Here is a 20,947-nt window from a genome sequence, read left to right on the forward strand (position 1 = left end):
CCTGAGCGCCGGGGAGGGAGCCAGGAGGCGCCCGGGAGGCGCTCACAGGGACCCCGTACCCCGGGTGAGAGCAAGGTTCCGTCCCCGTCACCTCACGGCACCGGGCTGAAACGCGGCCTCCCTAGCGTCGGTCGCATCAGGGTTCCGACTCCGTGGAGGTGCGTGATGGGTGGCCGATGGATCGAGAAGTGGGAACCGGAGGACGAGACCTTCTGGCGTGAGAAGGGGGAGCGGATCGCCAAGCGGAACCTCCTCTTCTCCGTGATCTCCGAGCACATCGGCTTCTCCATCTGGAGCCTGTGGTCGGTCATGGTCCTCTTCATGGGACCGCAGTACGGCATCGACCCGGCCGGGAAGTTCTTCCTGATCGCGACCGCCACCCTCGTCGGCGCGCTGATCCGGATCCCGTACACCTTCGCCGTGGCCCGCTTCGGCGGCCGCAACTGGACCGTCGTCAGCGCCCTGCTCCTCCTGCTCCCCGCCGGCTTCGCCTTCGCGGTGATGGAGCCCGGCACCTCGTACACGACCTTCGTCCTGGTGGCCGCGCTCACCGGCGTCGGCGGCGGCAACTTCGCCTCCTCCATGACCAACATCAACGCCTTCTTCCCGCTGCGGAAGAAGGGCTGGGCACTCGGCCTCAACGCGGGCGGCGGCAACATCGGCGTCCCCGTCGTCCAGCTCATCGGCCTGCTCGTCATCGGCACCGCCGGGGCGATGCACCCCCGGATCGTGCTCGGCGTCTACCTGCCCCTGATCGTCGCGGCCGCCGTGTGCGCCGCGCTCTTCATGGACAACCTCGCCCCGGTCAAGAACGACACCGGAGCCGCGAAGGAGGCCGTGCGGGCCCGCCACACCTGGATCATGGCCTTCCTGTACATCGGCACCTTCGGCTCCTTCATCGGCTACAGCTTCGCCTTCGGGCTCGTCCTCCAGACCCAGTTCGGACGCACCCCGCTCCAGGCCGCCTCGCTCACCTTCATCGGCCCGCTCCTCGGCTCCCTCATCCGCCCCGTCGGCGGCTCCCTCGCCGACCGGCACGGCGGCGCCCGGATCACCCTGTGGACCTTCGTCGCGATGGCCGCCTCGACCGGAGTGGTGATCTACGCCTCCGTGATCGAGTCCCTCACCGTCTTCCTCGTCGGCTTCATCGGTCTCTTCGTCCTCAGCGGCCTCGGCAACGGCTCCACGTACAAGATGATCCCGGCGATCTTCCTCGCCCAGGGGCACCGCAAGGGCCTTGCCGGGGAAGCGGCCGAGGCCTACGGGCGGCGGCTCTCCGGGGCCTCCATGGGCCTCATCGGCGCCGTCGGCGCGCTCGGCGGACTCGGCATCAACCTCGCCTTCCGCCAGTCCTTCCAGACGGCCGGCACCGGCACCGGGGCCTTCGTCGCCTTCCTCGCCTTCTACGCGGCCTGCATCGTCGTCACCTGGGCGGTATACCTTCGCCGGCCGACCGCCGTGCCCGAGACAGCCGAGGGTGCGGAGGACCAGGAGACCCGGCCCGGATACGCGAAGGTGTGATCCACCGTGTCCGGCGCGGACCGTAACGACCAGGAAATACGCGCGAACCGAGTCCGACACGAGGCCCCGACAGGCTCAGGTCCCATGGACGAGCAAGAACACGGCCCCCTCGCCGGCTTCACCGTCGGCGTCACCGCGGCGCGGCGCGCGGACGAACTCATCGCGCTGCTGCGCCGGCGCGGCGCGGCCGTCGTCCACGGGCCCGCCCTGCGGATCGTGCCCCTCGCGGACGACACCGAACTCCTCGCCGCCACCAAGGAGATCATCGCCCGCGCCCCGGACGTCGTCGTCGCCACCACGGCGATCGGCTTCCGCGGCTGGGTCGAGGCCGCCGACGGCTGGGGGCACGGGGAGGGGCTCCTCGCCGTCCTCCGGGAGGTCGAGCTCCTCGCCCGGGGCCCCAAGGTCAAGGGCGCCGTGCGGGCCGCCGGACTCACCGAGTCCTGGTCGCCCTCCTCGGAGTCCATGGCGGAGGTCCTCGACCGCCTCCTCGCCGAGGGCGTGGCCGGCAAGCGCATCGCCCTCCAGCTGCACGGGGAGCCGCTGCCCGGCTTCGTGGAGGCCATCACGGCCGGCGGCGCCGAGGTCGTCGTCGTCCCCGTCTACCGCTGGATGCCCCCGGAGGACACCGGCCCCCTGGACCGGCTCCTCGACGCGACCCTCGCCCGCACCCTGGACGCGGTCACCTTCACCAGCGCCCCGGCCGCCGTCTCGCTGTTCTCCCGGGCGGAGGAGAGGGGCGTACGGGAGGAACTCGTCGCCGCGCTCCGGCACGACGTCCTCGCGGTGTGCGTGGGCCCCGTGACGGCGCTCCCGCTCCAGGCGGAGGGCATCGACACGTACCAGCCCGAGCGCTTCCGGCTCGGCCCGCTCGTCCAGCTGCTCTGCACGGAGCTCCCGGCCCGCTCCCGGGTCCTCCCGCTCGCCGGCCACCGGGTGGAGGTCCGTGGGCACGCGGTCCTCGTCGACGGCCGCCTGCGTCCGGTCCCGCCCGCCGGGATGGCCCTCCTGGGACTGTTGGCCCGCCGCCCCGGCTGGGTCGTCTCCCGCGCCGACCTGCTGCGGGCGCTGCCCGGTGCCGGCCGCGACGAGCACGCGGTGGAGACGGCGATGGCCCGCCTCCGCACCGCGCTCGGCACCCCGAAGCTGATCCAGACCGTCGTCAAGCGCGGCTACCGGCTGGCCCTGGACCCGGCGGCGGACGACAAGTACGACACCCTTTAGGGGGTACGGGGGCCGGGGTTACGGTACGGACATGAGTGCCGCACCCGTCCGGATCCGCCCCGCCGAACACACCGACGCGCCCACCCTCGCCGACGCCGTGACGCGGATCCGCGCCTACATGAAGCCCTGGGAGCCCTACCGGGAGGAGCGGTACTACACCCCCGAGGGGCAGGCCGAGCGGCTCGCGGACGGCGGGGTGCGGTGGTTCGCCGTCGACGGCGAACGCATCGTCGGCTGCGCCACGCTCGCCGGGATCGCCCTCGGGCCACTGCGCAGCGCCTCCCTCGGCTACTGGGTCGACCCGGAGTACGCCGGGCGCGGCCTGGCCACCGCGCTCACCGAGGCGGCCTGCCGGGGCGCCCACGAGGAACTCGGCCTGCACCGGATCGAAGCCGGGACGCGCCTGGACAACCACGCCTCCCAGCGGGTGCTCGCCAAGAGCGGCTTCACCCCCATCGGCACCGCACCCGGCTTCCTCCACATCGACGGCGAATGGCGCGACCACCACCTCTTCCAGCGGCTCCTCCACGACGACCCGCCGCCCGGCTTTCCGGGATAACGCCTCGTGAACGGTGATCGCGCCTGACACGGCACCCCCCGGTGGCGTACGCTCGACGGCTGCCCAGTGCACGTCAGAAGGGGGCCTTAGGTGGCCGCGCAGGAAGCCGTGGACACGGTCAGGGACCGTGAGATCGGTGTCGAGCAGGAACATCTTGACCGGGTCTACCGCCGGCTGGAGGAGAAGATCCACGAGGCGGAGTTCCTGATGAACGACGCCGCCCAGCGGGGCCAGGTCGGCACGCCCGGCGCCCTCGCCGAGCGCGACGCCCAGGTGTTCCGCGCCGGCATCCACCTCAACAGGCTCAACAACGAGTTCGAGGACTTCCTCTTCGGCCGGATCGACCTGCTGTACGGCAAGGACGGCAAGAAGGGACCCGACGGCGCCTACACCTCCGTCGAGCCCGCCGAGGACGCCGTACGCGCCGACAACACGGCCGACATCGGCGAGACCCTCCACATCGGCCGCATCGGTGTCCTCGACTCCGACTACTCGCCGCTCGTCATCGACTGGCGCGCCCCCGCCGCCGCGCCCTTCTACCGGTCGACGCCCGTCGACCCCGGCCGCGTCGTCCGCCGCCGCGTCATCCGCTCCAAGGGCCGCCGGGTCCTCGGCGTCGAGGACGACCTGATGCGCCCCGAGCTGCGGGCCACCCTCGACGGGCGCGAGCTGCCCGTGATCGGCGACGGCGCTCTGATGGCCGCCCTCGGCCAGGCCCGCAGCCACACCATGCGGGACATCGTCTCCTCCATCCAGGCGGAGCAGGACCTCGTCATCCGCGCGCCCGCCGCCTCCGTCACGTACGTCGAGGGCGGGCCCGGCACCGGCAAGACCGCCGTCGCCCTGCACCGGGCCGCCTACCTGCTCTACCAGGACCGGCGGAGGTACGCGGGCGGCATCCTCATCGTCTCGCCGACCCCGCTCCTCGTCTCGTACACCGAGGGCGTCCTGCCCTCCCTCGGCGAGGAGGGCCAGGTGGCGATCCGTGCCGTCGGCAGCCTCGTCGACGGGGCCGAGGCCACCGCCTACGACGAGCCGGCCGTCGCCCGCGTCAAGGGCTCCTCCCGCATGGTCCACGTGCTGCGGAAGGCCGCCCGCGGCGCCCTGGAGACCCCCGCGCCCCGGCAGCCCGCCGGGGACCAGCTGGAGTTCGGCGAGGAGGCCCCCGCGCCCACCGGGACGCCCACCCGGCTCCGGGTCGTCGCCTTCGGCCGGCGGATCGAGCTGGAGGCCGAGGACCTGCGGCGCATCCGCCACAACGTCCTCGGCGGCACCGCTCCGGTCAACCTGCTGCGCCCGCGCGCCCGCCGGCTGCTCCTCGACGCGCTGTACGCCAAGTCCGGCTCGGCGGGACGGCACAGCGACCCCGAGCTCGCGGCCGAGCTGCGCTCCTCCTTCGACGAGGACGTCTCCACCGAGGACTCCTTCCTCCACTTCCTCGACGCCTGGTGGCCCGAGCTCACCCCCCGTCAGGTGCTCGACGCGATGGCCGACGAGCGGCGGCTCGGCCGCTGGGCCCGCCGCATCCTCAACCCGGGCGAGGTGCGGCGGCTCGCCCGCTCGCTGCGCCGCCGGGAGCTCTCCGTCCACGACGTGGCGCTCCTCGACGAGCTCCACACCCTGCTCGGCGCCCCGGCCCGGCCCCGCAAGAAGCGGGAGTACGACCCGCTGGACCAGCTCTCGGGCCTGGAAGAGCTCATGCCCGTACGCGAGGAGACGCAGCGTGAGCGGGCCGAGCGGCTCGCCGCCGAGCGCACCGAGTACGCGCACGTCATCGTCGACGAGGCGCAGGACCTCACGCCCATGCAGTGGCGGATGGTCGGCCGCCGCGGCCGGCACGCCACCTGGACGGTCGTCGGCGACCCGGCGCAGTCCTCCTGGTCGGACCCGGACGAGGCCGCCGAGGCACGGGACGAGGCCCTCGGTAGCCGGCCGCGGCGCCGCTTCGAGCTGACCGTGAACTACCGGAACCCGGCGGAGATCGCCGAGCTCGCCGCCAAGGTGCTCGCCCTCGCCATGCCGGGCAAGGAATCGCCGCGCGCGGTCCGCTCGACGGGCGTCGAGCCCCGCTTCGTCCCGGTTCATGACAAGGCAGCCTTGGCCGAAACCGTACGGTCCGAGGCGGCGCTGCTCCTGGAGCGGGTCGAGGGCACGGTGGGCGTCGTCGTCGCCATGAACCGGCGTGCGGAGGCCGCGCGCTGGCTTGCCGAGCTGGGGGACCGGGTGGTGGCGCTGGGCTCCCTGGAGGCGAAGGGCCTGGAGTACGACGCGACGGTGGTCGTCTCGCCCGCGGAGATCGCGGACGAGTCCCCGGCCGGTCTGCGGGTGCTGTACGTGGCGCTGACGCGCGCGACGCAGCAGCTCACGGTGGTCGCGGGACCGGGGGACATGCCGGACGAGGCAGGGGTGCCGGACCTGCTGCGGGACTGAGCCGGGCGGGCCGCCGGGCCGGGTCGGGAGGGCCGCCCGGCCGGGTCGGGTGGCCTCCGGGGCTGGGTCGGCGGGGCCGCGGGGCTGGGCCGGGAGGAGGGTCCGGGGGCCGATTTCCGGTCAACCTGTGGCGCTGGAATCACCAGGCAGGGTGGTTTGTTAGCCTTGTCGTGGCACCGGCTCGATCCAAGCCCCCGGGCCCAACCTTCGTCCCTTAGAGGGACCACTTGCCGCGAGGCGAGCATGGCGGGTCGGTGCCATTTAGACGTACGTCCAAAGTTGAGGCCCCTGTCACCCCTGGTGACGGGGGCCTCTTCTGTTTCCCCAAGCTCTCTCGTATGGTGGAAACTACTTTCCGAAAACAAAATGACCGCATTACCTGCTACCCGCAGGTAGGTGCGACCATCGGAGGGCGCCGCCGGGCAACCAGCCGGGGCGGCGTAGCAATGAAGCTCAGGGAAAGCAGAGGAACTCGGCCATGGCAACGGCGCCCAGCGTCTCGTACTCGATGACGGTCCGGCTGGAGGTTCCCGCGAGCGGAACCGCGGTCTCCCAGCTCACCACGGCGGTGGAGTCCCACGGCGGATCCGTCACCGGCCTCGACGTGACCGCCTCCGGCCACGAGAAGCTCCGCATCGACGTCACCATCGCCGCGACCTCCACCGCGCACGCCGACGAGATCGTCGCGCAGCTGCGCACCATCGAGGGCGTCGTCCTGGGCAAGGTCTCCGACCGTACGTTCCTGATGCACCTCGGCGGCAAGATCGAGATGGCGTCCAAGCACCCCATCCGCAACCGTGACGACCTCTCCATGATCTACACCCCGGGCGTCGCCCGCGTGTGCATGGCGATCGCCGAGAACCCCGAGGACGCCCGCCGCCTCACCATCAAGCGCAACTCCGTCGCGGTCGTCACCGACGGCTCCGCCGTCCTCGGCCTCGGCAACATCGGCCCGATGGCCTCCCTGCCCGTCATGGAGGGCAAGGCCGCCCTCTTCAAGCGCTTCGCGGGCATCGACGCCTGGCCGATCTGCCTCGACACCCAGGACACCGACGAGATCGTCGCGATCGTCAAGGCGATCGCCCCCGGCTTCGCGGGCATCAACCTGGAGGACATCTCCGCGCCCCGCTGCTTCGAGATCGAGGCCCGGCTGCGCGAGGCCCTCGACATCCCCGTCTTCCACGACGACCAGCACGGCACGGCCATCGTCGTCCTCGCCGCCCTCACCAACGCGCTGCGCGTGGTGGGCAAGAGCGTCGGTGACGTACGGGTCGTCATGTCCGGGGCCGGCGCCGCCGGTACGGCGATCCTCAAGCTGCTCATCGCGGCCGGCGTCAAGCACGCCGTCGTCGCCGACATCCAGGGCGTCGTGCACGCCGACCGCGCGGACCTCGTGGACGCCCCGGTCGACTCACCGCTGCGCTGGATCGCCGACAACACCAACCCCGAGGGCGTCACCGGCACCCTCAAGGAGGCCGTCGTCGGCGCGGACGTCTTCATCGGCGTCTCGGCCCCGAACCTGCTGGGCGCCGAGGACGTCGCCGCCATGGCGGACGGCGCCATCGTCTTCGCGCTCGCGAACCCCGACCCGGAGGTCGACCCGGCCGCCGCGCGCCAGACGGCCGCCGTCGTCGCCACGGGCCGCTCGGACTTCCCGAACCAGATCAACAACGTCCTGGTCTTCCCGGGTGTCTTCCGCGGCCTGCTGGACGCCCAGTCCCGTACCGTCAACACGGAGATGATGCTGGCGGCGGCCTCCGCCCTCGCCGACGTGGTGACCGAGGACGAGCTGAACCCGAACTACATCATCCCGTCGGTCTTCAACGACAAGGTCGCGGGCGCGGTGGCCGGCGCCGTGCGCAACGCGGCCAAGGCCGCGAGCGGTCGCTGACGGCGCGTCGCGATTCGCGATGCCGCAAACCCGCCTTTAGGGTGGCTTTCCGGCTCCGTACGGAAATCACGGAGTCGACGGAACGTCACCACCACGGGGCTCCGGCGCTTTTCGTGTGACCCCAGGGGGTGCCGGATTGGCGTTCCCGCCGCTGGTGGGGGCAGGATGCGTGTTTGGGCGCGAGGGTCTGTCATTAGACCCGGGTCCGGGGACTGTCCGAAGGCCCTGGCAGCATCGGCTTCGCTGTACCCAATCACGCGGCTTCCGCCGCGTGGCACGCCTCACAGGCAAGAAGAACACGGGAGTAACAACATGAACCGCAGTGAGCTGGTGGCCGCCCTGGCCGACCGCGCCGAGGTGACCCGCAAGGACGCCGACGCCGTGCTGGCCGCTCTCGCCGAGACCGTCGGTGAGGTCGTCGCCAAGGGCGACGAGAAGGTCACCATCCCCGGCTTCCTGACCTTCGAGCGCACCCACCGTGCCGCTCGCACCGCTCGTAACCCGCAGACCGGCGACCCGATCAACATCCCGGCCGGCTACAGCGTGAAGGTCTCCGCGGGCTCGAAGCTCAAGGAAGCCGCCAAGGGCAAGTAAGGCCGCCAAGGCCGCGTAAGGCAGCCTGGAGGCGCAGAAAGGGCGGCCACCCTGTCAGGGGGTGGCCGCCCTTTCGTATGCCCTGTGCGGGCCCCACAGGGGCCCGCACAGGCTCACGGCGGTGTGTTGCCGGGTCAGACCAGCGCGCTGCCGGGGAGCTCGACCTTCGCGCCCAGCTCGACGAGCTTCTCCATGAAGTTCTCGTAGCCGCGGTTGATCAGCTCGATGCCGTGCACCCGGGACGTGCCCTGGGCGGCCAGGGCCGCGATCAGGTACGAGAAGCCGCCGCGCAGGTCGGGGATGACCAGGTCGGCGCCCTGGAGCTTCGTCGGTCCCGAGACGACCGCCGAGTGCAGGAAGTTGCGCTGGCCGAAGCGGCAGTCGGAGCCGCCGAGGCACTCGCGGTACAGCTGGATGTGCGCGCCCATCTGGTTCAGCGCGGAGGTGAAGCCGAGGCGCGACTCGTACACCGTCTCGTGGACGATGGAGAGGCCGGAGGCCTGCGTCAGGGCCACGACCAGCGGCTGCTGCCAGTCCGTCTGGAAGCCGGGGTGCACGTCCGTCTCCAGGTGGATCGCGTTGAGCGAGCCGCCCGGGTGCCAGAAGCGGATGCCCTCGTCGTCGATCTCGAAGGCGCCACCCACCTTCCGGTAGGTGTTGAGGAAGGTCATCATCGAGCGCTGCTGGGCGCCGCGCACGTAGATGTTGCCCTCGGTGGCCAGCGCCGCCGAAGCCCAGGAGGCCGCCTCCAGGCGGTCCGGGAGCGCCCGGTGGGTGTAGCCGTCGAGGCGGTCGACACCGGTGATCCGGATGGTCCGGTCGGTGTCCATGGAGATGATCGCGCCCATCTTCTGCAGTACGCAGATGAGGTCCTCGATCTCGGGCTCCACGGCCGCGTTCGACAGCTCGGTGACGCCCTCGGCGAGCACCGCCGTGAGCAGCACCTGCTCGGTCGAGCCGACCGAGGGGTACGGGAGGCGGATCTTGCAACCGCGAAGCCGCTGCGGGGCCTCCAGGTACTGGCCGTCGTCCCGCTTCTCGATCGTCGCGCCGAACTGGCGCAGCACGTCGAAGTGGAAGTCGATCGGCCGGCCGCCGATGTCGCAGCCGCCGAGGCCCGGGATGAAGGCGTGGCCGAGGCGGTGCAGCAGCGGGCCGCAGAAGAGGATCGGGATGCGGGACGAGCCGGCGTGCGCGTCGATGTCGGCGACGTTCGCGGACTCCACGTGCGTCGGGTCGAGGACGAGCTCGCCGGGCTCCTCGCCCGGGCGGACCGTCACACCGTGCAGCTGGAGCAGTCCGCGGACCACGCGGACGTCACGGATGTCGGGAACATTGCGCAGTCGGCTGGGACCGCTGCCGAGCAGGGCGGCGACCATCGCCTTGGGCACGAGGTTCTTCGCGCCGCGGACGCGGATCTCACCCTCCAGCGGGGTTCCGCCGTGGACAAGCAGGACATCGTCGGTGCCGGTCATGAATCTCGCGTTCCGGTCGGGTCGGTCGGGTGGCCAGAGAAAAGGGTAAGGGGCCATGAGACCCCGATCGGGTGTGTCGGGGGGTCTGTCAGATGTAATGAATTCGGCACAACACCCTCTGTTCCCGTGATCTTGCGGAGCGTCACCGTCCGCTTGTGTCGGTTCGTCCGTCGCGCCGCCCGTACGCGAAGACCTCCCGCGCCCTCCTGAACTGCGAAGGCCGTCGACTTCCCGCCCGACTTCCGGCCGCCGCGCCCCGATCGCGCCCGACAGCCCCCGCGAACGCCGAAGATGCGGGATCATGTGTCGCATGACCGAGGTGTCCTCGCTCACAGGACGGCTGCTCGTGGCCACCCCCGCGCTGGCGGACCCGAATTTCGACCGCGCGGTCGTCCTGCTGCTCGACCACGACGACGAGGGCTCGCTCGGCGTGGTCCTCAACCGGCCGACGCCGGTGACCGTCGGCGACATCCTCGCGCCCTGGGCCGGACTCGCCGGCGAGCCGGGAGTCGTCTTCCAGGGCGGCCCCGTCTCGCTCGACGCGGCGCTCGGCGTCGCCGTGATCCCCGGCGACGAGGGCCCCCTCGGCTGGCGGCGGGTCTACGGCGCGATCGGCCTCGTCGACCTGGAGGCCCCGCCCGAGCTGCTCGGACCCGCCCTCGGCTCGCTGCGGATCTTCGCCGGGTACGCGGGCTGGGGCCCCGGCCAGCTGGAGGCGGAGCTCGGCGACGGAGCCTGGTACGTGGTCGAGTCGGAGCCCGGCGACGTCTCCTCGCCGCACCCCGAAACCCTCTGGCGGCAGGTCCTGCGCCGCCAGCGCGGCGAACTCGCCATGATCGCGACGTACCCCGACGACCCGTCCCTCAACTGAGCCCGACGGCTTTCAGTACCCTTGGCGGTTATGAGCACTCTCGAGCCCGAGCGCGGGGCAGGTACGGGAACCCTCGTGGAGCCGACTCCGCAGGTGTCCCACGGTGACGGCGACCACGAGCGCTACGCCCACTACGTCCAGAAGGACAAGATCATGGCGAGCGCCCTCGACGGGACTCCCGTCGTGGCGCTGTGCGGAAAGGTCTGGGTACCGGGGCGCGACCCCAAGAAGTACCCGGTCTGTCCGATGTGCAAGGAGATCTACGAGTCCATGGGCGCCGGCGGTGGCGACAAGGACAAGGGCGGCAAGGACAAGTAACCGGATCTCGCGGATCCGGTAACTCCTGACGTCGGGGACGGCCCCCGTCGTGCGTGCTTCAGCACGTGCGACGGGGGCCGTTCCGCGTTCTGTGCGCCCTCCGCGTCCCTCCGCTCCGTTGCGCAGGGTGCTTTCGCCGGTCACGGAGTGGTTGAGGTGGTCGAGACCTCTTGTCCGCTCACCGGAACCGCGCCTAACCTCACGCGTGTTGTGCAGAGCGAAACGCTCATTGCGTATGTTGCAACGCCCTGGAGGGGATCCGCCATGAAGCTTCCTGCCCGCCTCACCGCCCCGGCCGCCGCACTCCTGCTCGCGGGCCTCACCGCCACCGCCTGCGCGCCCCATCCGCAGACTGCGAACGGCAAGGCCGCGGCGGACGAGAAGAGCGGCACCCTGCGCGTCTGGCTCTTCCAGGAGGTGAGCAACAAGCCCAAGGAACAGGTCGTCGCCCAGGCCGTCACCGCCTTCGAGAAGCGCAACCAGGGCGCGAAGGTCGAGGTCGAGTACATCCCCGTCGAGACCCGCGCCCAGCGCGTCAAGGCCGCCTTCAACGACCCCAGGTCCGCGCCCGACCTCATCGAGTACGGCAACACCGACACCGCCGGATACGTCAAGGACGGCGGACTCGCCGACATCAGCGCCGAGTTCGCGGCCTGGGACGAGGCCAAGGACACCGACCCGACGGCCCGGAAGTCCGTCACCGTCGGCGGCAAGGTCTACGGCTCCCCGCTCTTCGTCGGCCTCCGCGCCCTCTACTACCGCACCGACGTCTTCAAGGAACTCGGCCTCACCGCCCCCAAGAGCCAGGCCGAACTCGTCTCCACCGCCAAGAAGATCCGCAAGGCGAAGCCCGAGCTGTACGGCATCGCCGTCGGCGGCGCCTACACCTACGGCGCCATGCCCTTCGTCTGGGCCGCCGGCGGCGAACTCGCCACCGAGGAGGGCGGCTCCTACAAGGCGGCGGTCAACAGCGAGGCGGCGCGCGAGGGCATCGCCACGTACGCCTCGCTCTTCGGAGACGACAACTGCCCGGCCGCCAAGTGCGCCCAGATGGGCGGCAACGCGACCGTCACCGCCTTCGCCTCCGGCAAGGCGGCCATGGCCATCGGCGGCGACTTCAGCCACGCGGCCGTCGAGGCCGGCACGGTCAAGGGCAAGTACGCGGTCGTCCCGCTGCCCGGCACGGCCCCCGGCTCGATCGCCCCGGCCTTCGCCGGCGGCAACAACATCGGCGTCCTCAAGAGCACCTCGCACCGCACCCTCGCCGTCGACCTCCTGAAGTCCCTCACCGGCAAGGACACCCAGGGCAAGCTCTTCGACGCGATGGGCTTCCTGCCCACCTACACCGACGTACGGGCCGCCGCCGCACAGCGCCAGCCCTTCGTGAAGCCCTTCATCGACACCCTCGACGCCGGCACCAGGTTCGTCCCGGCGTCACCCGGCTGGGACCAGATCGACTCCTCCCTCGTCCTGCCGACGATGTTCCAGGAGGTCGTGAGCGGCCGTAAGGACGTCAAGGCGGCGGCCGACGACGCCGCGAAGAAGATGGACGCGGCCTTCGCGCCGACGAGCTGAGCCGCCCGCATGACGACCCCCGACACCACCCCGGGCACGGCCTCCACCACGCTCCCGGCCCCCCGCGGCCGCACCCGGACCGCCCCCCGCGCCCCCAAGCCCACCCGTACCGCCACCCGGCGCCGCGCCGGCGCCTGGACCCCCTGGCTGTACCTCCTGCCCGCCCTCGCCGTCATCGGCGGACTCCTCGTCTACCCCGTCTACCAGCTCGGCCTCATCTCCTTCCTGGAGTACACCCAGGCCCAGGTCAGCGGCGGCGAACCCACGTACTTCAAGGGCTTCGGCAACTACACGGCCCTCTTCACCGACCCCCAGTTCTGGCAGGTCCTCCTCGCCACCGTCCTCTTCGCCGCCGCCTGCGTCGTCACCACGCTCGCCGTCGGCTGCGCCCTCGCGGTCCTCCTGACCCGCGTCCGGGCCCTGCCGCGGCTCGCCCTCATGGTGGCCGCGCTCGGCGCCTGGGCCACGCCCGCCGTCACCGGCTCCACCGTCTGGGTCTTCCTCTTCGACCCCGACTTCGGCCCGGTGAACAGGCTCCTCGGCCTGGGCGACTTCTCCTGGACGTACGGGCGGTACAGCGCCTTCGCCCTCGTCCTCCTCGAAGTCGTGTGGTGTTCCTTCCCGTTCGTGATGGTCACCGTCTACGCCGGCATCAAGGCCATCCCGTCCGAGGTCCTGGAGGCCGCGGCCCTCGACGGCGCCTCGCAGTGGCGGATCTGGCGCTCGGTCATGGCGCCGATGCTCCGGCCGATCCTGGTCGTCGTCACCATCCAGTCGATCATCTGGGACTTCAAGCTCTTCACCCAGATCTACGTGATGACCAACGGCGGCGGCATCGCCGGCCAGAACCTCGTCCTCAACGTGTACGCGTACCAGAAGGCCTTCGCCTCGTCCCAGTACAGCCTGGGCTCGGCGATCGGCGTGGTCATGCTGCTGATCCTGCTGGCCGTGACCCTGGTCTACCTGCGGCTCCTGCGACGCCAGGGAGAAGAACTTTGACCTCACTCCGGATACGCCGGCCGGGGCGGCTCGTCGCCGAGGCGGTCACGCTGCTCGTCGCGGCGGCCGTCGCCTTCCCGCTGTACTGGATGGTCCTCTCGGCCCTCAAGCCGGCGGGCGAGATCCAGTCGACCGAGCCCCGGCCGTGGACGCTCTCCCCGTCCCTCGACTCCTTCCGGCGCGTCTTCGACCAGCAGGAGTTCGGCCGCTACTTCCTCAACTCGCTGATCGTGGCCGGCACGGTCGTCCTTGCCTCCGCGCTCATCGCCTTTCTGGCGGCGACGGCGGTCACGCGGTTCCGCTTCCGGTTCCGGACGACGCTCCTCGTCATGTTCCTGGTCGCCCAGATGGTGCCGGTCGAGGCGCTCACCATCCCGCTGTTCTTCCTCATGCGGGACTTCGGCCAGCTCAACACCCTCGGCTCGCTGATCCTGCCGCACCTCGCCTTCTCGCTCCCCTTCGCGATCTGGATGCTCCGGGGCTTCGTCAAGGCGGTCCCCGAGGCCCTGGAGGAACAGGCCCAGATCGACGGCGCGAGCCGAACGCGCTTCCTCTGGCAGATCCTCTTCCCGCTGGTCTTCCCCGGCCTCGTGGCGACGAGCGTCTTCTCGTTCATCTCGACCTGGAACGACTTCCTCTTCGCGAAGTCCTTCCTCATCAGCGACACCTCGCAGTCGACCCTGCCGATGGCCCTGCTCGTCTTCTTCAAGCCCGACGAGAACGACTGGGGAGGCATCATGGCCGGCTCGACCGTGATGACCCTCCCGGTGCTCGTCTTCTTCGTACTCGTACAGCGCCGTCTGGTCTCGGGACTGGGCGGGGCGGTGAAGGACTGACGCGATGACCGCAGACCACGCCCTGATCCCCGCACCCCTCCTCGTGCGCCGCCCGTCCACCCCCGGCGCCGTCCCCCTCGACGAGCGGACCACCCTCGACGCGGGACCCGGCACCGAATCCGCCGCCCGCGGGCTCCGCACCGCCCTGGGCGCCGCCACCGGACTGCCCCTGGCCGACGGCGCCGGACCGCACGCGATCCGGCTGCGGATCAGCCCGGAGGTCGAGCGGGAGCACGGCCCCGAGGGCTACCGCCTCACCACGGAGGACCCCGACGCGGCCGTCCTCGTCGAGGGCGGCGGCCCCGCCGGGGTGTTCTGGGGGACCCAGACCCTCCGGCAGCTCCTCGGCCCGGAGGCGTACCGCAAGGCGCCCGTGACGGACGGGAAGTGGGAGCTGCCCCGGATCACCGTCGCGGACCGGCCACGCTTCGGCTGGCGCGGGCTCCTCCTCGACGTCTCCCGGCACTTCCTGCCCAAGGACGACGTCCTGCGCCAGCTCGACCTGCTCGCCGCCCACAAGCTCAACGTCTTCCACTTCCACCTCACCGACGACCAGGGCTGGCGCATCGAGATCAAGCGCCACCCGAAGCTCACCGAGGTCGGCGCCCGGCGGTCCCGCAGCAAGTGGGGCCACCGGGCCTCGCCCCTCTGGGACGACACCCCGCACGGCGGGTTCTACACCCAGGACGACATCCGCGAGATCGTCGCCTACGCCGCCGAGCGGCACATCACCGTCGTCCCCGAGATCGACCTCCCCGGCCACGCGCAGGCCGCCATCGCCGCCTACCCCGAGCTCGGCAACACCGACGTCGTCGACACCGCCGCCCTCACCGTCTGGGACACCTGGGGCGTCAACCCGAACGTCCTGGCCCCCACCGAGGCCGTCCTGCGCTTCTACGAGGGCGTCCTGGAGGAGGTCCTCGCTCTCTTCCCGTCCACCTTCGTCCACATCGGCGGCGACGAGTGCCCCAAGGACCAGTGGAAGGCCTCCCCGGCCGCCCAGGCCCGCATCGAGGAGCTGGGCGTCGGGGACGAGGACGGCCTCCAGGCCTGGTTCGTCCGCCACTTCGACCGCTGGCTCGCCGCGCGCGGACGCCGCCTGATCGGCTGGGACGAGATCCTGGAGGGCGGCCTCGCGGAGGGCGCCGCCGTCTCCTCCTGGCGGGGATACGCGGGCGGGATCACCGCCGCCGAGGCAGGCCACGACGTCGTCATGTGCCCCGAGCAGCAGGTGTACCTGGACCACCGTCAGGCGCCGGGCGAGGACGAGCCGATGCCCATCGGGTACGTCCGCACCCTGGAGGACGTCTACCGCTTCGAGCCCGTCCCGCCGGGCCTCTCGCCGGAGGCAGCCGCCCACATCCTGGGAACCCAGGCCAACGTCTGGACCGAGGTCATGGAGAACCGGGCCCGCGTCGACTACCAGGTCTTCCCCCGCCTCGCCGCCTTCGCCGAGGTCGCCTGGTCCACGCTGCCCGCCCCGGACGAGCGCGACTACCCGGGCTTCGAGCGCCGGATGGAGACCCACTACCGCCGCCTCGACGCCCTCGGCGTCGACTACCGACCGCCCGCCGGCCCCCACCCCTGGCAGCGGCGTCCGGGAGTGCTCGGCAGGCCCCTGGAGGGGGCGCCCCCGATCGTGTGAGGCAGCTCGTGTCCCCGGTTCACCCAAGAGCGGCGAAAGGGGAGTTACCGTCCCGCATGGGGCGTCCCGGACGGAACAGTCCTTCGTGGACCCTCGCGCCGGACGGCTCGGAAGATGTGCCAGAGTTGCCACGTCCGGCCTGTGAGCACGTACGGTACGCCCACACGCAGGCGCGAGCGCAGACGTGACAGCAGGCGCGACGGCCGGGCACAGTCGGGGACCACCGGGACACCGGGAAGGGGCAGCGGGTTGACCACGCACGCACCACAGACGGCGCAGTCCGTGACGCTGCCCGCCTCGCTCGACGAGGCCGTGGCGGCGCTCACGGCCATGCCGGCCGCCGTGCCCGTCGCCGGCGGCACCGACCTGATGGCCGCCGTCAACAGAGGTCAGCTCCGTCCCGCCGGACTCGTCGGCCTGAGCCGCATCAACGAGATCCGCGGCTGGCAGTACCAGGACGGCCACGCCCTCCTCGGCGCGGGCCTCACCCACGCCCGGATGGGCCGCCCCGACTTCGCCGCCCTCATCCCGGCCCTCGCCGCCGCCTCCCGTGCCGCCGGCCCGCCCCAGATCCGCAACGCGGGCACCCTCGGCGGCAACGTGGTCACCGCCGCGCCGACCGGCGACTCGCTGCCCGTGCTCGCCGCCCTGGAGGCCGACCTCGTCGTCCTGGGCCCGCTCGGCAGCCGCGAGATCCCCGTCTCGCACCTCCTCGCCGGCCGCGACCTGCTGGCCCCCGGCGAGCTGGTCGGCTTCGTCCGCGTCCCGCTGCTCCACGCTCCCCAGGTCTTCCTCAAGGCCACCGGCCGCACCGGTCCGGCCCGCGCCACCGCCTCCGTCGCCGTCGTCCTCGACCCGGCCCGGCGCGGCGTGCGCTGCGCGGTCGGCGCCGTCGCCCCGATGCCCCTGCGCCCGCTGGAGGCGGAGCGCTGGATCGCCTCGCTGGTGGACTGGGACAACGACCGCGGACTGGCCCCGGAGGCGCTCACCGCGTTCGGCGAGTACGTCGCCGCCGCCTGCATTCCGGACCCGCAGGGCGACGAACAGCTGCCGCCCGCCGTACTGCACCTGCGGCGCACCGTCGCCGCACTCGCCCGACGGGCACTGGGGAGGGCACTGGCATGAGCAACGAGCAACAGCACGGGAACCCGGGCGGCTGGGAGCCGATCCCGCAGAGCGAGGGGTACGACGGCGACGCGACCGCCTTCGTCCAGCTGCCGCCCGACTTCATGCTGGACGGCGTGCCCCTGGAGGCGCCGGGCCACGGCTACGTACCGCCGATGATCATGCCGCTGCAGCCGCTCACCCCGGCGGCGGCGACCGACCCCTCGGCGACGGGCACGTGGAACGTGCACCTGCCGACGGAGGCGGAGCAGGTCCAGCACTTCGACCAGGTCGAGCAGGTCCATGACTTCGGCCAGGGTCAGGGCCACGGCCACGGGCACGGGCACGGGACGGAGTACTTCGCGCAGGGCGAGTACGTCCAGCACGCCGAGTACGCCGAGTACGTCGAGCACGCCGAGCACCTTCAGCACGTCGAGCACAGCGAGCACGTTCAGCACGCCGAGGCGTTCGGCCAGGGCCAGGACCCGCACGCGACGGCGGAGTGGAACTTCGCGGGCGCGGCGGGCTCCACGGGCCAGTGGGAGATCCCGGTCGCCGCACCGGAGCCGGCCGCACCCGAGGCGGTCGTCCCGGAGACGGCCGTACCGGAGGCGGTCGAGCCCCCGCTTCCCCCCTCGTACGACCAGGCCCCGGCGACCCTGCCGGGCGGCGCCCCCGCGCCCTGGGCGCTGCCGGAGGAGCCGGCCGTCGAGGAGCCGGTCGCGGAGAGCGCCGCCGCGGAGAGCGCGGACGCCGACGCGGACGGCGCGGAGGCCGGCCCGGAGGAGGCTTCGGCGGAGGCCCCGGACGAGGTGCCGGCCGACGCCCCGGACGAGGTCCTGCCCGAGGGCCTCGACGCGACGGCCCCCGTGCCGAGCGTCCACGCCTCCACGGACAGCGACGAGCACCCCCACACCTCGTACACCCTGCGGGTCAACGGCACCGACCGGCCCGTCACCGGATCCTGGATCGGTGAGTCCCTGCTCTACGTCCTGCGCGAGCGCCTCGGCCTCGCCGGGGCCAAGGACGGCTGCTCCCAGGGCGAGTGCGGCGCGTGCAACGTCCAGGTCGACGGCCGGCTCGTCGCCTCCTGCCTGGTGCCGGCGGCGACCGCCGCCGGATCCGAGGTGCGGACCGTCGAGGGCCTCGCCACCGAGGGCGAGCCGTCCGACGTGCAGCGGGCGATGTCGAAGTGCGGCACCGTGCAGTGCGGCTTCTGCATCCCGGGCATGTGCATGACCGTGCATGACCTCCTGGAGGGCAACCACGCCCCCACCGAGCTGGAGACCCGCCAGGCCCTCGCCGGCAACCTCTGCCGCTGCTCGGGCTACCGGGGCGTCCTCGAAGCCGTACGGGACGTCGTCGCCGAGCGCGAGGCGAGCGCCGCGGCCACGGCGCCCACCGGTCCCGAGGCGGCCGAGCCCCGCGTACCGCACCAGATTCCCCACGCGCACGACGGAGGCATGGCGTGAGCAGCGACGCGACCACCGCCATTCCCCTTCCCCTCCTCCTGGACACCCCCGGGACACCGGACCAGGAGCAGCCCGCGCACGGCCTGGGCACCTCGCTCCCGCAGGCCGACTCCCGGGCGAAGACCGAGGGCACCTTCCCGTACGCCGCCGACCTGTGGGCCGAGGGCCTGCTCTGGGCCGCGATCCTGCGCTCCCCGCACCCGCACGCCCGGATCGTCTCCGTCGACACGACGGCCGCGACGGCCATGCCGGGCGTACGGGCCGTGGTGACGGCCGCCGACGTGCCGGGCGCGGCGACGTACGGCCGCCGCGTCGCCGACCGGCCCGTCTTCGCCTCCGACCTGGTCCGGCACCACGGCGAGGCCCTCGCGGCCGTCGCCGCCGACCACCCCGACACGGCCCGCCTCGCCGCGGCCGCGATCAGCGTCGAGTACGAACTCCTCGACCCGGTGACCGACCCCGAGAAGGCCTTCGCCGCCGAGGCCCTGCACCCCGACGGCAACCTGATCCGGCACATCCCGCTGCGCTTCGGCGACCCGGAGGCCACCGGCGAGGTCATCGTCGAGGGCCTGTACCGGATCGGCCGCCAGGACCCGGCACCGATCGGCGCCGAGGCCGGCCTCGCCGTGCCCCGCCCCGACGGCGGAGTCGAGCTGTACACGGCCTCGACCGACCCGCACACCGACCGCGACCTGGCAGCCGCCTGCTTCGGCCTCCAGCCCGAGCAGGTCAAGGTCGTCGTCACCGGCGTCCCCGGCGCCACCGGAGACCGGGAGGACCCGGGCTTCCAGATCCCGCTGGGCCTGCTCGCACTCCGCACCGGCTGCCCCGTCAAGCTCACCGCTACGCGCGAGGAGTCCTTCCTCGGCCACGCCCACCGCCACCCCACCCTGCTGCGCTACCGCCACCACGCGGACGCGGAAGGACACCTGGTGAAGGTGGAGGCGCAGATCCTGCTCGACGCGGGCGCGTACGCCGACTCCTCCTCCGAGTCGCTCGCGGCGGCCGTGGCCTTCGCCTGCGGTCCGTACGTCGTGCCGCACGCCTTCGTCGAGGGCTGGGCGGTCCGCACGAACAACCCCCCCTCCGGGCACGTCCGCGGCGAGGGCGCGATGCAGGTCTGCGCCGCCTACGAGGCGCAGATGGACAAGCTCGCCGCCAAACTGGGTGTGGATCCGGCCGAGTTGCGCATGCGGAACGTCATGGCGACCGGTGACATCCTGCCGACCGGCCAGACCGTGACCTGCCCGGCCCCCGTGGCCGAACTCCTCTCCGCCGTACGGGACTTCCCGCTGCCGCCGCTCCCCAAGGACACCCCGGAGGACGACTGGCTGCTGCCGGGCGGCCCCGAGGGCGCGGGCGAACCCGGCGCGGTGCGGCGGGGCGTGGGCTACGCCCTCGGCATGGTGCACATGCTGGGCGCCGAGGGCATGGACGAGGTCTCGACGGCCACCGTGCGGGTCGTGGACGGGGTCGCCACGGTCATCTGCTCGGCCGTGGACACCGGTTCGGGCTTCTCGACGCTCGCCCGCCAGATCGTGCAGGAGACCCTCGGCATCGACGAGGTGCAGGTCGCGCCCGTCGACACCGACCAGCCGCCGGCCGGCCCGTCGGCCCACGGCCGCCACACCTGGGTCTCGGGCGGGGCGGTGGAGCGCGCGGCCAAGATGGTCCGCACGCAGCTCCTCCAGCCGCTGGCCCACAAGTTCGGCATGTCGACCGAGCTGCTCCAGATCACCGACGGCAAGATCACCTCGTACGACGGCGTCCTGTCGACGACGGTCACGGAGGCGATGGACGGCAAGGAACTCTGGGCCACCGCCCAGTGCCGCCCCCACCCCACCGAGCCGCTCGACGAGGACGGCCAGGGCGACGCCTTCGTCGGACTCGCCTTCTGCGCGATCCGCGCGGTGGTGGACGTGGACATCGAACTCGGCGCGGTACGAGTCGTGGAGATGGCCGTCGCCCAGGACGTCGGCCGCATCCTCAACCCGGCCCAGCTCGCCACCCGTATCGAGGCGGGCGTCACCCAGGGCGTCGGCGCGGCCCTCACGGAGAACCTCCGCACCGCCCGCGGCCTGGTCCGGCACCCCGACTTCACCGGCTACGCACTTCCGACATCCTTGGATGCCCCGGACATTCGCATCGTGAAACTCGTCGAAGAGCGCGATGTCGTGGCCCCGTTCGGAGCGAAGGCGGCGAGCGCCGTCCCGGTCGTCACCTCACCCGCCGCAGTGGCCTCAGCGGTGCGCGCGGCGACCGGACGACCCGTCAACCGCCTCCCGATCCGCCCCCAGGCGGCCGTCGCCGTGCCCAATTCGTAACCATGTGATGTCCGTTGCTTGTGCAACCCGGAGGTGCGCTCTGTCGTCGTTCCTGACTACAGTGGACTTCTAGACTTGGTAGTAGGACGCGCACAGTTGTTCACACGGG

The 20,947-nt window shown here is 72.1% G+C and carries 16 protein-coding genes; 15 read left to right on the forward strand and 1 reads right to left on the reverse strand.

The genetic code is table 11. From position 1 onward, the window contains the following. The first annotated feature begins 165 nt into the window (after positions 1-165). The 6 genes from IE124_RS00205 to IE124_RS00230 all read left to right on the forward strand — a co-directional run bounded on the left by IE124_RS00205 (position 166) and on the right by IE124_RS00230 (position 8,219). A complete protein-coding gene (locus IE124_RS00205; protein WP_189503505.1) occupies positions 166-1,521 on the forward strand; it encodes a nitrate/nitrite transporter in 1,356 nt (451 codons plus the stop codon). A gap of 84 nt (positions 1,522-1,605) precedes the next feature. After that, positions 1,606-2,745: a uroporphyrinogen-III synthase gene (locus IE124_RS00210; RefSeq protein ID WP_189503506.1), complete on the forward strand. Its 1,140-nt coding sequence runs from the start codon at positions 1,606-1,608 to the stop codon at positions 2,743-2,745. Positions 2,746-2,776: 31 nt separating this feature from the next. Continuing rightward, a complete protein-coding gene (locus IE124_RS00215) occupies positions 2,777-3,304 on the forward strand; it encodes a GNAT family N-acetyltransferase (protein ID WP_189503508.1) in 528 nt (175 codons plus the stop codon). Positions 3,305-3,394: 90 nt separating this feature from the next. Then, a complete protein-coding gene (locus tag IE124_RS00220) occupies positions 3,395-5,734 on the forward strand; it encodes a HelD family protein (RefSeq protein WP_189503510.1) in 2,340 nt (779 codons plus the stop codon). Between the two features lie 478 nt (positions 5,735-6,212). Beyond that, on the forward strand, positions 6,213-7,625 hold the full coding sequence (locus tag IE124_RS00225; RefSeq protein ID WP_189503512.1) for an NAD-dependent malic enzyme: 1,413 nt from the start codon (positions 6,213-6,215) through the stop codon (positions 7,623-7,625). Between the two features lie 312 nt (positions 7,626-7,937). Continuing rightward, the gene (locus IE124_RS00230) at positions 7,938-8,219 is read left to right on the forward strand and encodes an HU family DNA-binding protein (protein WP_017237029.1); all 282 of its coding nucleotides are present in this window, start codon (positions 7,938-7,940) and stop codon (positions 8,217-8,219) included. A 134-nt stretch (positions 8,220-8,353) separates the two neighbouring features. Here the strand turns inward: IE124_RS00230 and murA are convergent, their stop codons facing one another. Continuing rightward, positions 8,354-9,694, reverse strand: a complete 1,341-nt coding sequence (gene murA / locus IE124_RS00235; RefSeq protein ID WP_189503514.1) for a UDP-N-acetylglucosamine 1-carboxyvinyltransferase — start codon at positions 9,692-9,694, stop codon at positions 8,354-8,356. A 310-nt stretch (positions 9,695-10,004) separates the two neighbouring features. Between murA and IE124_RS00240 the strand changes: the two genes are divergently transcribed. From IE124_RS00240 to IE124_RS00280, 9 genes are all read left to right on the forward strand, one after another. After that, positions 10,005-10,565 (forward strand): YqgE/AlgH family protein, encoded by a 561-nt coding sequence (locus IE124_RS00240; RefSeq protein WP_189503516.1) that lies wholly within the window; start codon positions 10,005-10,007, stop codon positions 10,563-10,565. 30 nt (positions 10,566-10,595) lie between these two features. Next, positions 10,596-10,883, forward strand: a complete 288-nt coding sequence (locus IE124_RS00245) for a DUF3039 domain-containing protein (RefSeq protein ID WP_024761666.1) — start codon at positions 10,596-10,598, stop codon at positions 10,881-10,883. Positions 10,884-11,147: 264 nt separating this feature from the next. Further along, positions 11,148-12,458: an extracellular solute-binding protein gene (locus IE124_RS00250; RefSeq protein WP_189503518.1), complete on the forward strand. Its 1,311-nt coding sequence runs from the start codon at positions 11,148-11,150 to the stop codon at positions 12,456-12,458. 9 nt (positions 12,459-12,467) lie between these two features. Next, positions 12,468-13,457 carry a carbohydrate ABC transporter permease gene (locus tag IE124_RS00255; protein ID WP_189503520.1) on the forward strand — a complete coding sequence of 330 codons (990 nt, stop codon included), beginning with the start codon at positions 12,468-12,470 and terminating at the stop codon, positions 13,455-13,457. Next, positions 13,454-14,293, forward strand: coding sequence for a carbohydrate ABC transporter permease (locus IE124_RS00260; protein WP_189503522.1), 840 nt, complete (start codon positions 13,454-13,456; stop codon positions 14,291-14,293). Before IE124_RS00255 ends, IE124_RS00260 begins: the two co-directional genes overlap by 4 nt. Positions 14,294-14,297: 4 nt before the next feature. After that, positions 14,298-15,938, forward strand: coding sequence for a beta-N-acetylhexosaminidase (locus IE124_RS00265; RefSeq protein ID WP_189503524.1), 1,641 nt, complete (start codon positions 14,298-14,300; stop codon positions 15,936-15,938). Positions 15,939-16,187: 249 nt separating this feature from the next. Continuing rightward, positions 16,188-17,063 carry an FAD binding domain-containing protein gene (locus IE124_RS00270; protein WP_189503526.1) on the forward strand — a complete coding sequence of 292 codons (876 nt, stop codon included), beginning with the start codon at positions 16,188-16,190 and terminating at the stop codon, positions 17,061-17,063. Continuing rightward, positions 17,060-18,514, forward strand: coding sequence for a (2Fe-2S)-binding protein (locus tag IE124_RS00275; RefSeq protein ID WP_189503528.1), 1,455 nt, complete (start codon positions 17,060-17,062; stop codon positions 18,512-18,514). Before IE124_RS00270 ends, IE124_RS00275 begins: the two co-directional genes overlap by 4 nt. Then, positions 18,511-20,838, forward strand: coding sequence for a xanthine dehydrogenase family protein molybdopterin-binding subunit (locus IE124_RS00280; protein WP_189503530.1), 2,328 nt, complete (start codon positions 18,511-18,513; stop codon positions 20,836-20,838). The genes IE124_RS00275 and IE124_RS00280 overlap by 4 nt, the downstream gene beginning before the upstream one ends. Positions 20,839-20,947: the final 109 nt, after the last annotated feature.

Origin of the sequence: Streptomyces narbonensis (assembly GCF_014649015.1) — a bacterium.
Lineage (GTDB): Bacteria > Actinomycetota > Actinomycetes > Streptomycetales > Streptomycetaceae > Streptomyces > Streptomyces narbonensis.

Coding starts and splice junctions, on each gene's coding strand:
- IE124_RS00215 (WP_189503508.1), top strand. CDS start 2,777: ATGAGTGCCGCACCCGTCCGGATCCGCCCCGCCGAACACACCGACGCG.
- IE124_RS00205 (WP_189503505.1), top strand. CDS start 166: ATGGGTGGCCGATGGATCGAGAAGTGGGAACCGGAGGACGAGACCTTC.
- IE124_RS00275 (WP_189503528.1), top strand. CDS start 17,060: ATGAGCAACGAGCAACAGCACGGGAACCCGGGCGGCTGGGAGCCGATC.
- IE124_RS00250 (WP_189503518.1), top strand. CDS start 11,148: ATGAAGCTTCCTGCCCGCCTCACCGCCCCGGCCGCCGCACTCCTGCTC.
- IE124_RS00240 (WP_189503516.1), top strand. CDS start 10,005: ATGACCGAGGTGTCCTCGCTCACAGGACGGCTGCTCGTGGCCACCCCC.
- IE124_RS00225 (WP_189503512.1), top strand. CDS start 6,213: ATGGCAACGGCGCCCAGCGTCTCGTACTCGATGACGGTCCGGCTGGAG.
- IE124_RS00265 (WP_189503524.1), top strand. CDS start 14,298: ATGACCGCAGACCACGCCCTGATCCCCGCACCCCTCCTCGTGCGCCGC.
- murA (WP_189503514.1), bottom strand. CDS start 9,694: ATGACCGGCACCGACGATGTCCTGCTTGTCCACGGCGGAACCCCGCTG.
- IE124_RS00245 (WP_024761666.1), top strand. CDS start 10,596: ATGAGCACTCTCGAGCCCGAGCGCGGGGCAGGTACGGGAACCCTCGTG.
- IE124_RS00210 (WP_189503506.1), top strand. CDS start 1,606: ATGGACGAGCAAGAACACGGCCCCCTCGCCGGCTTCACCGTCGGCGTC.
- IE124_RS00255 (WP_189503520.1), top strand. CDS start 12,468: ATGACGACCCCCGACACCACCCCGGGCACGGCCTCCACCACGCTCCCG.
- IE124_RS00230 (WP_017237029.1), top strand. CDS start 7,938: ATGAACCGCAGTGAGCTGGTGGCCGCCCTGGCCGACCGCGCCGAGGTG.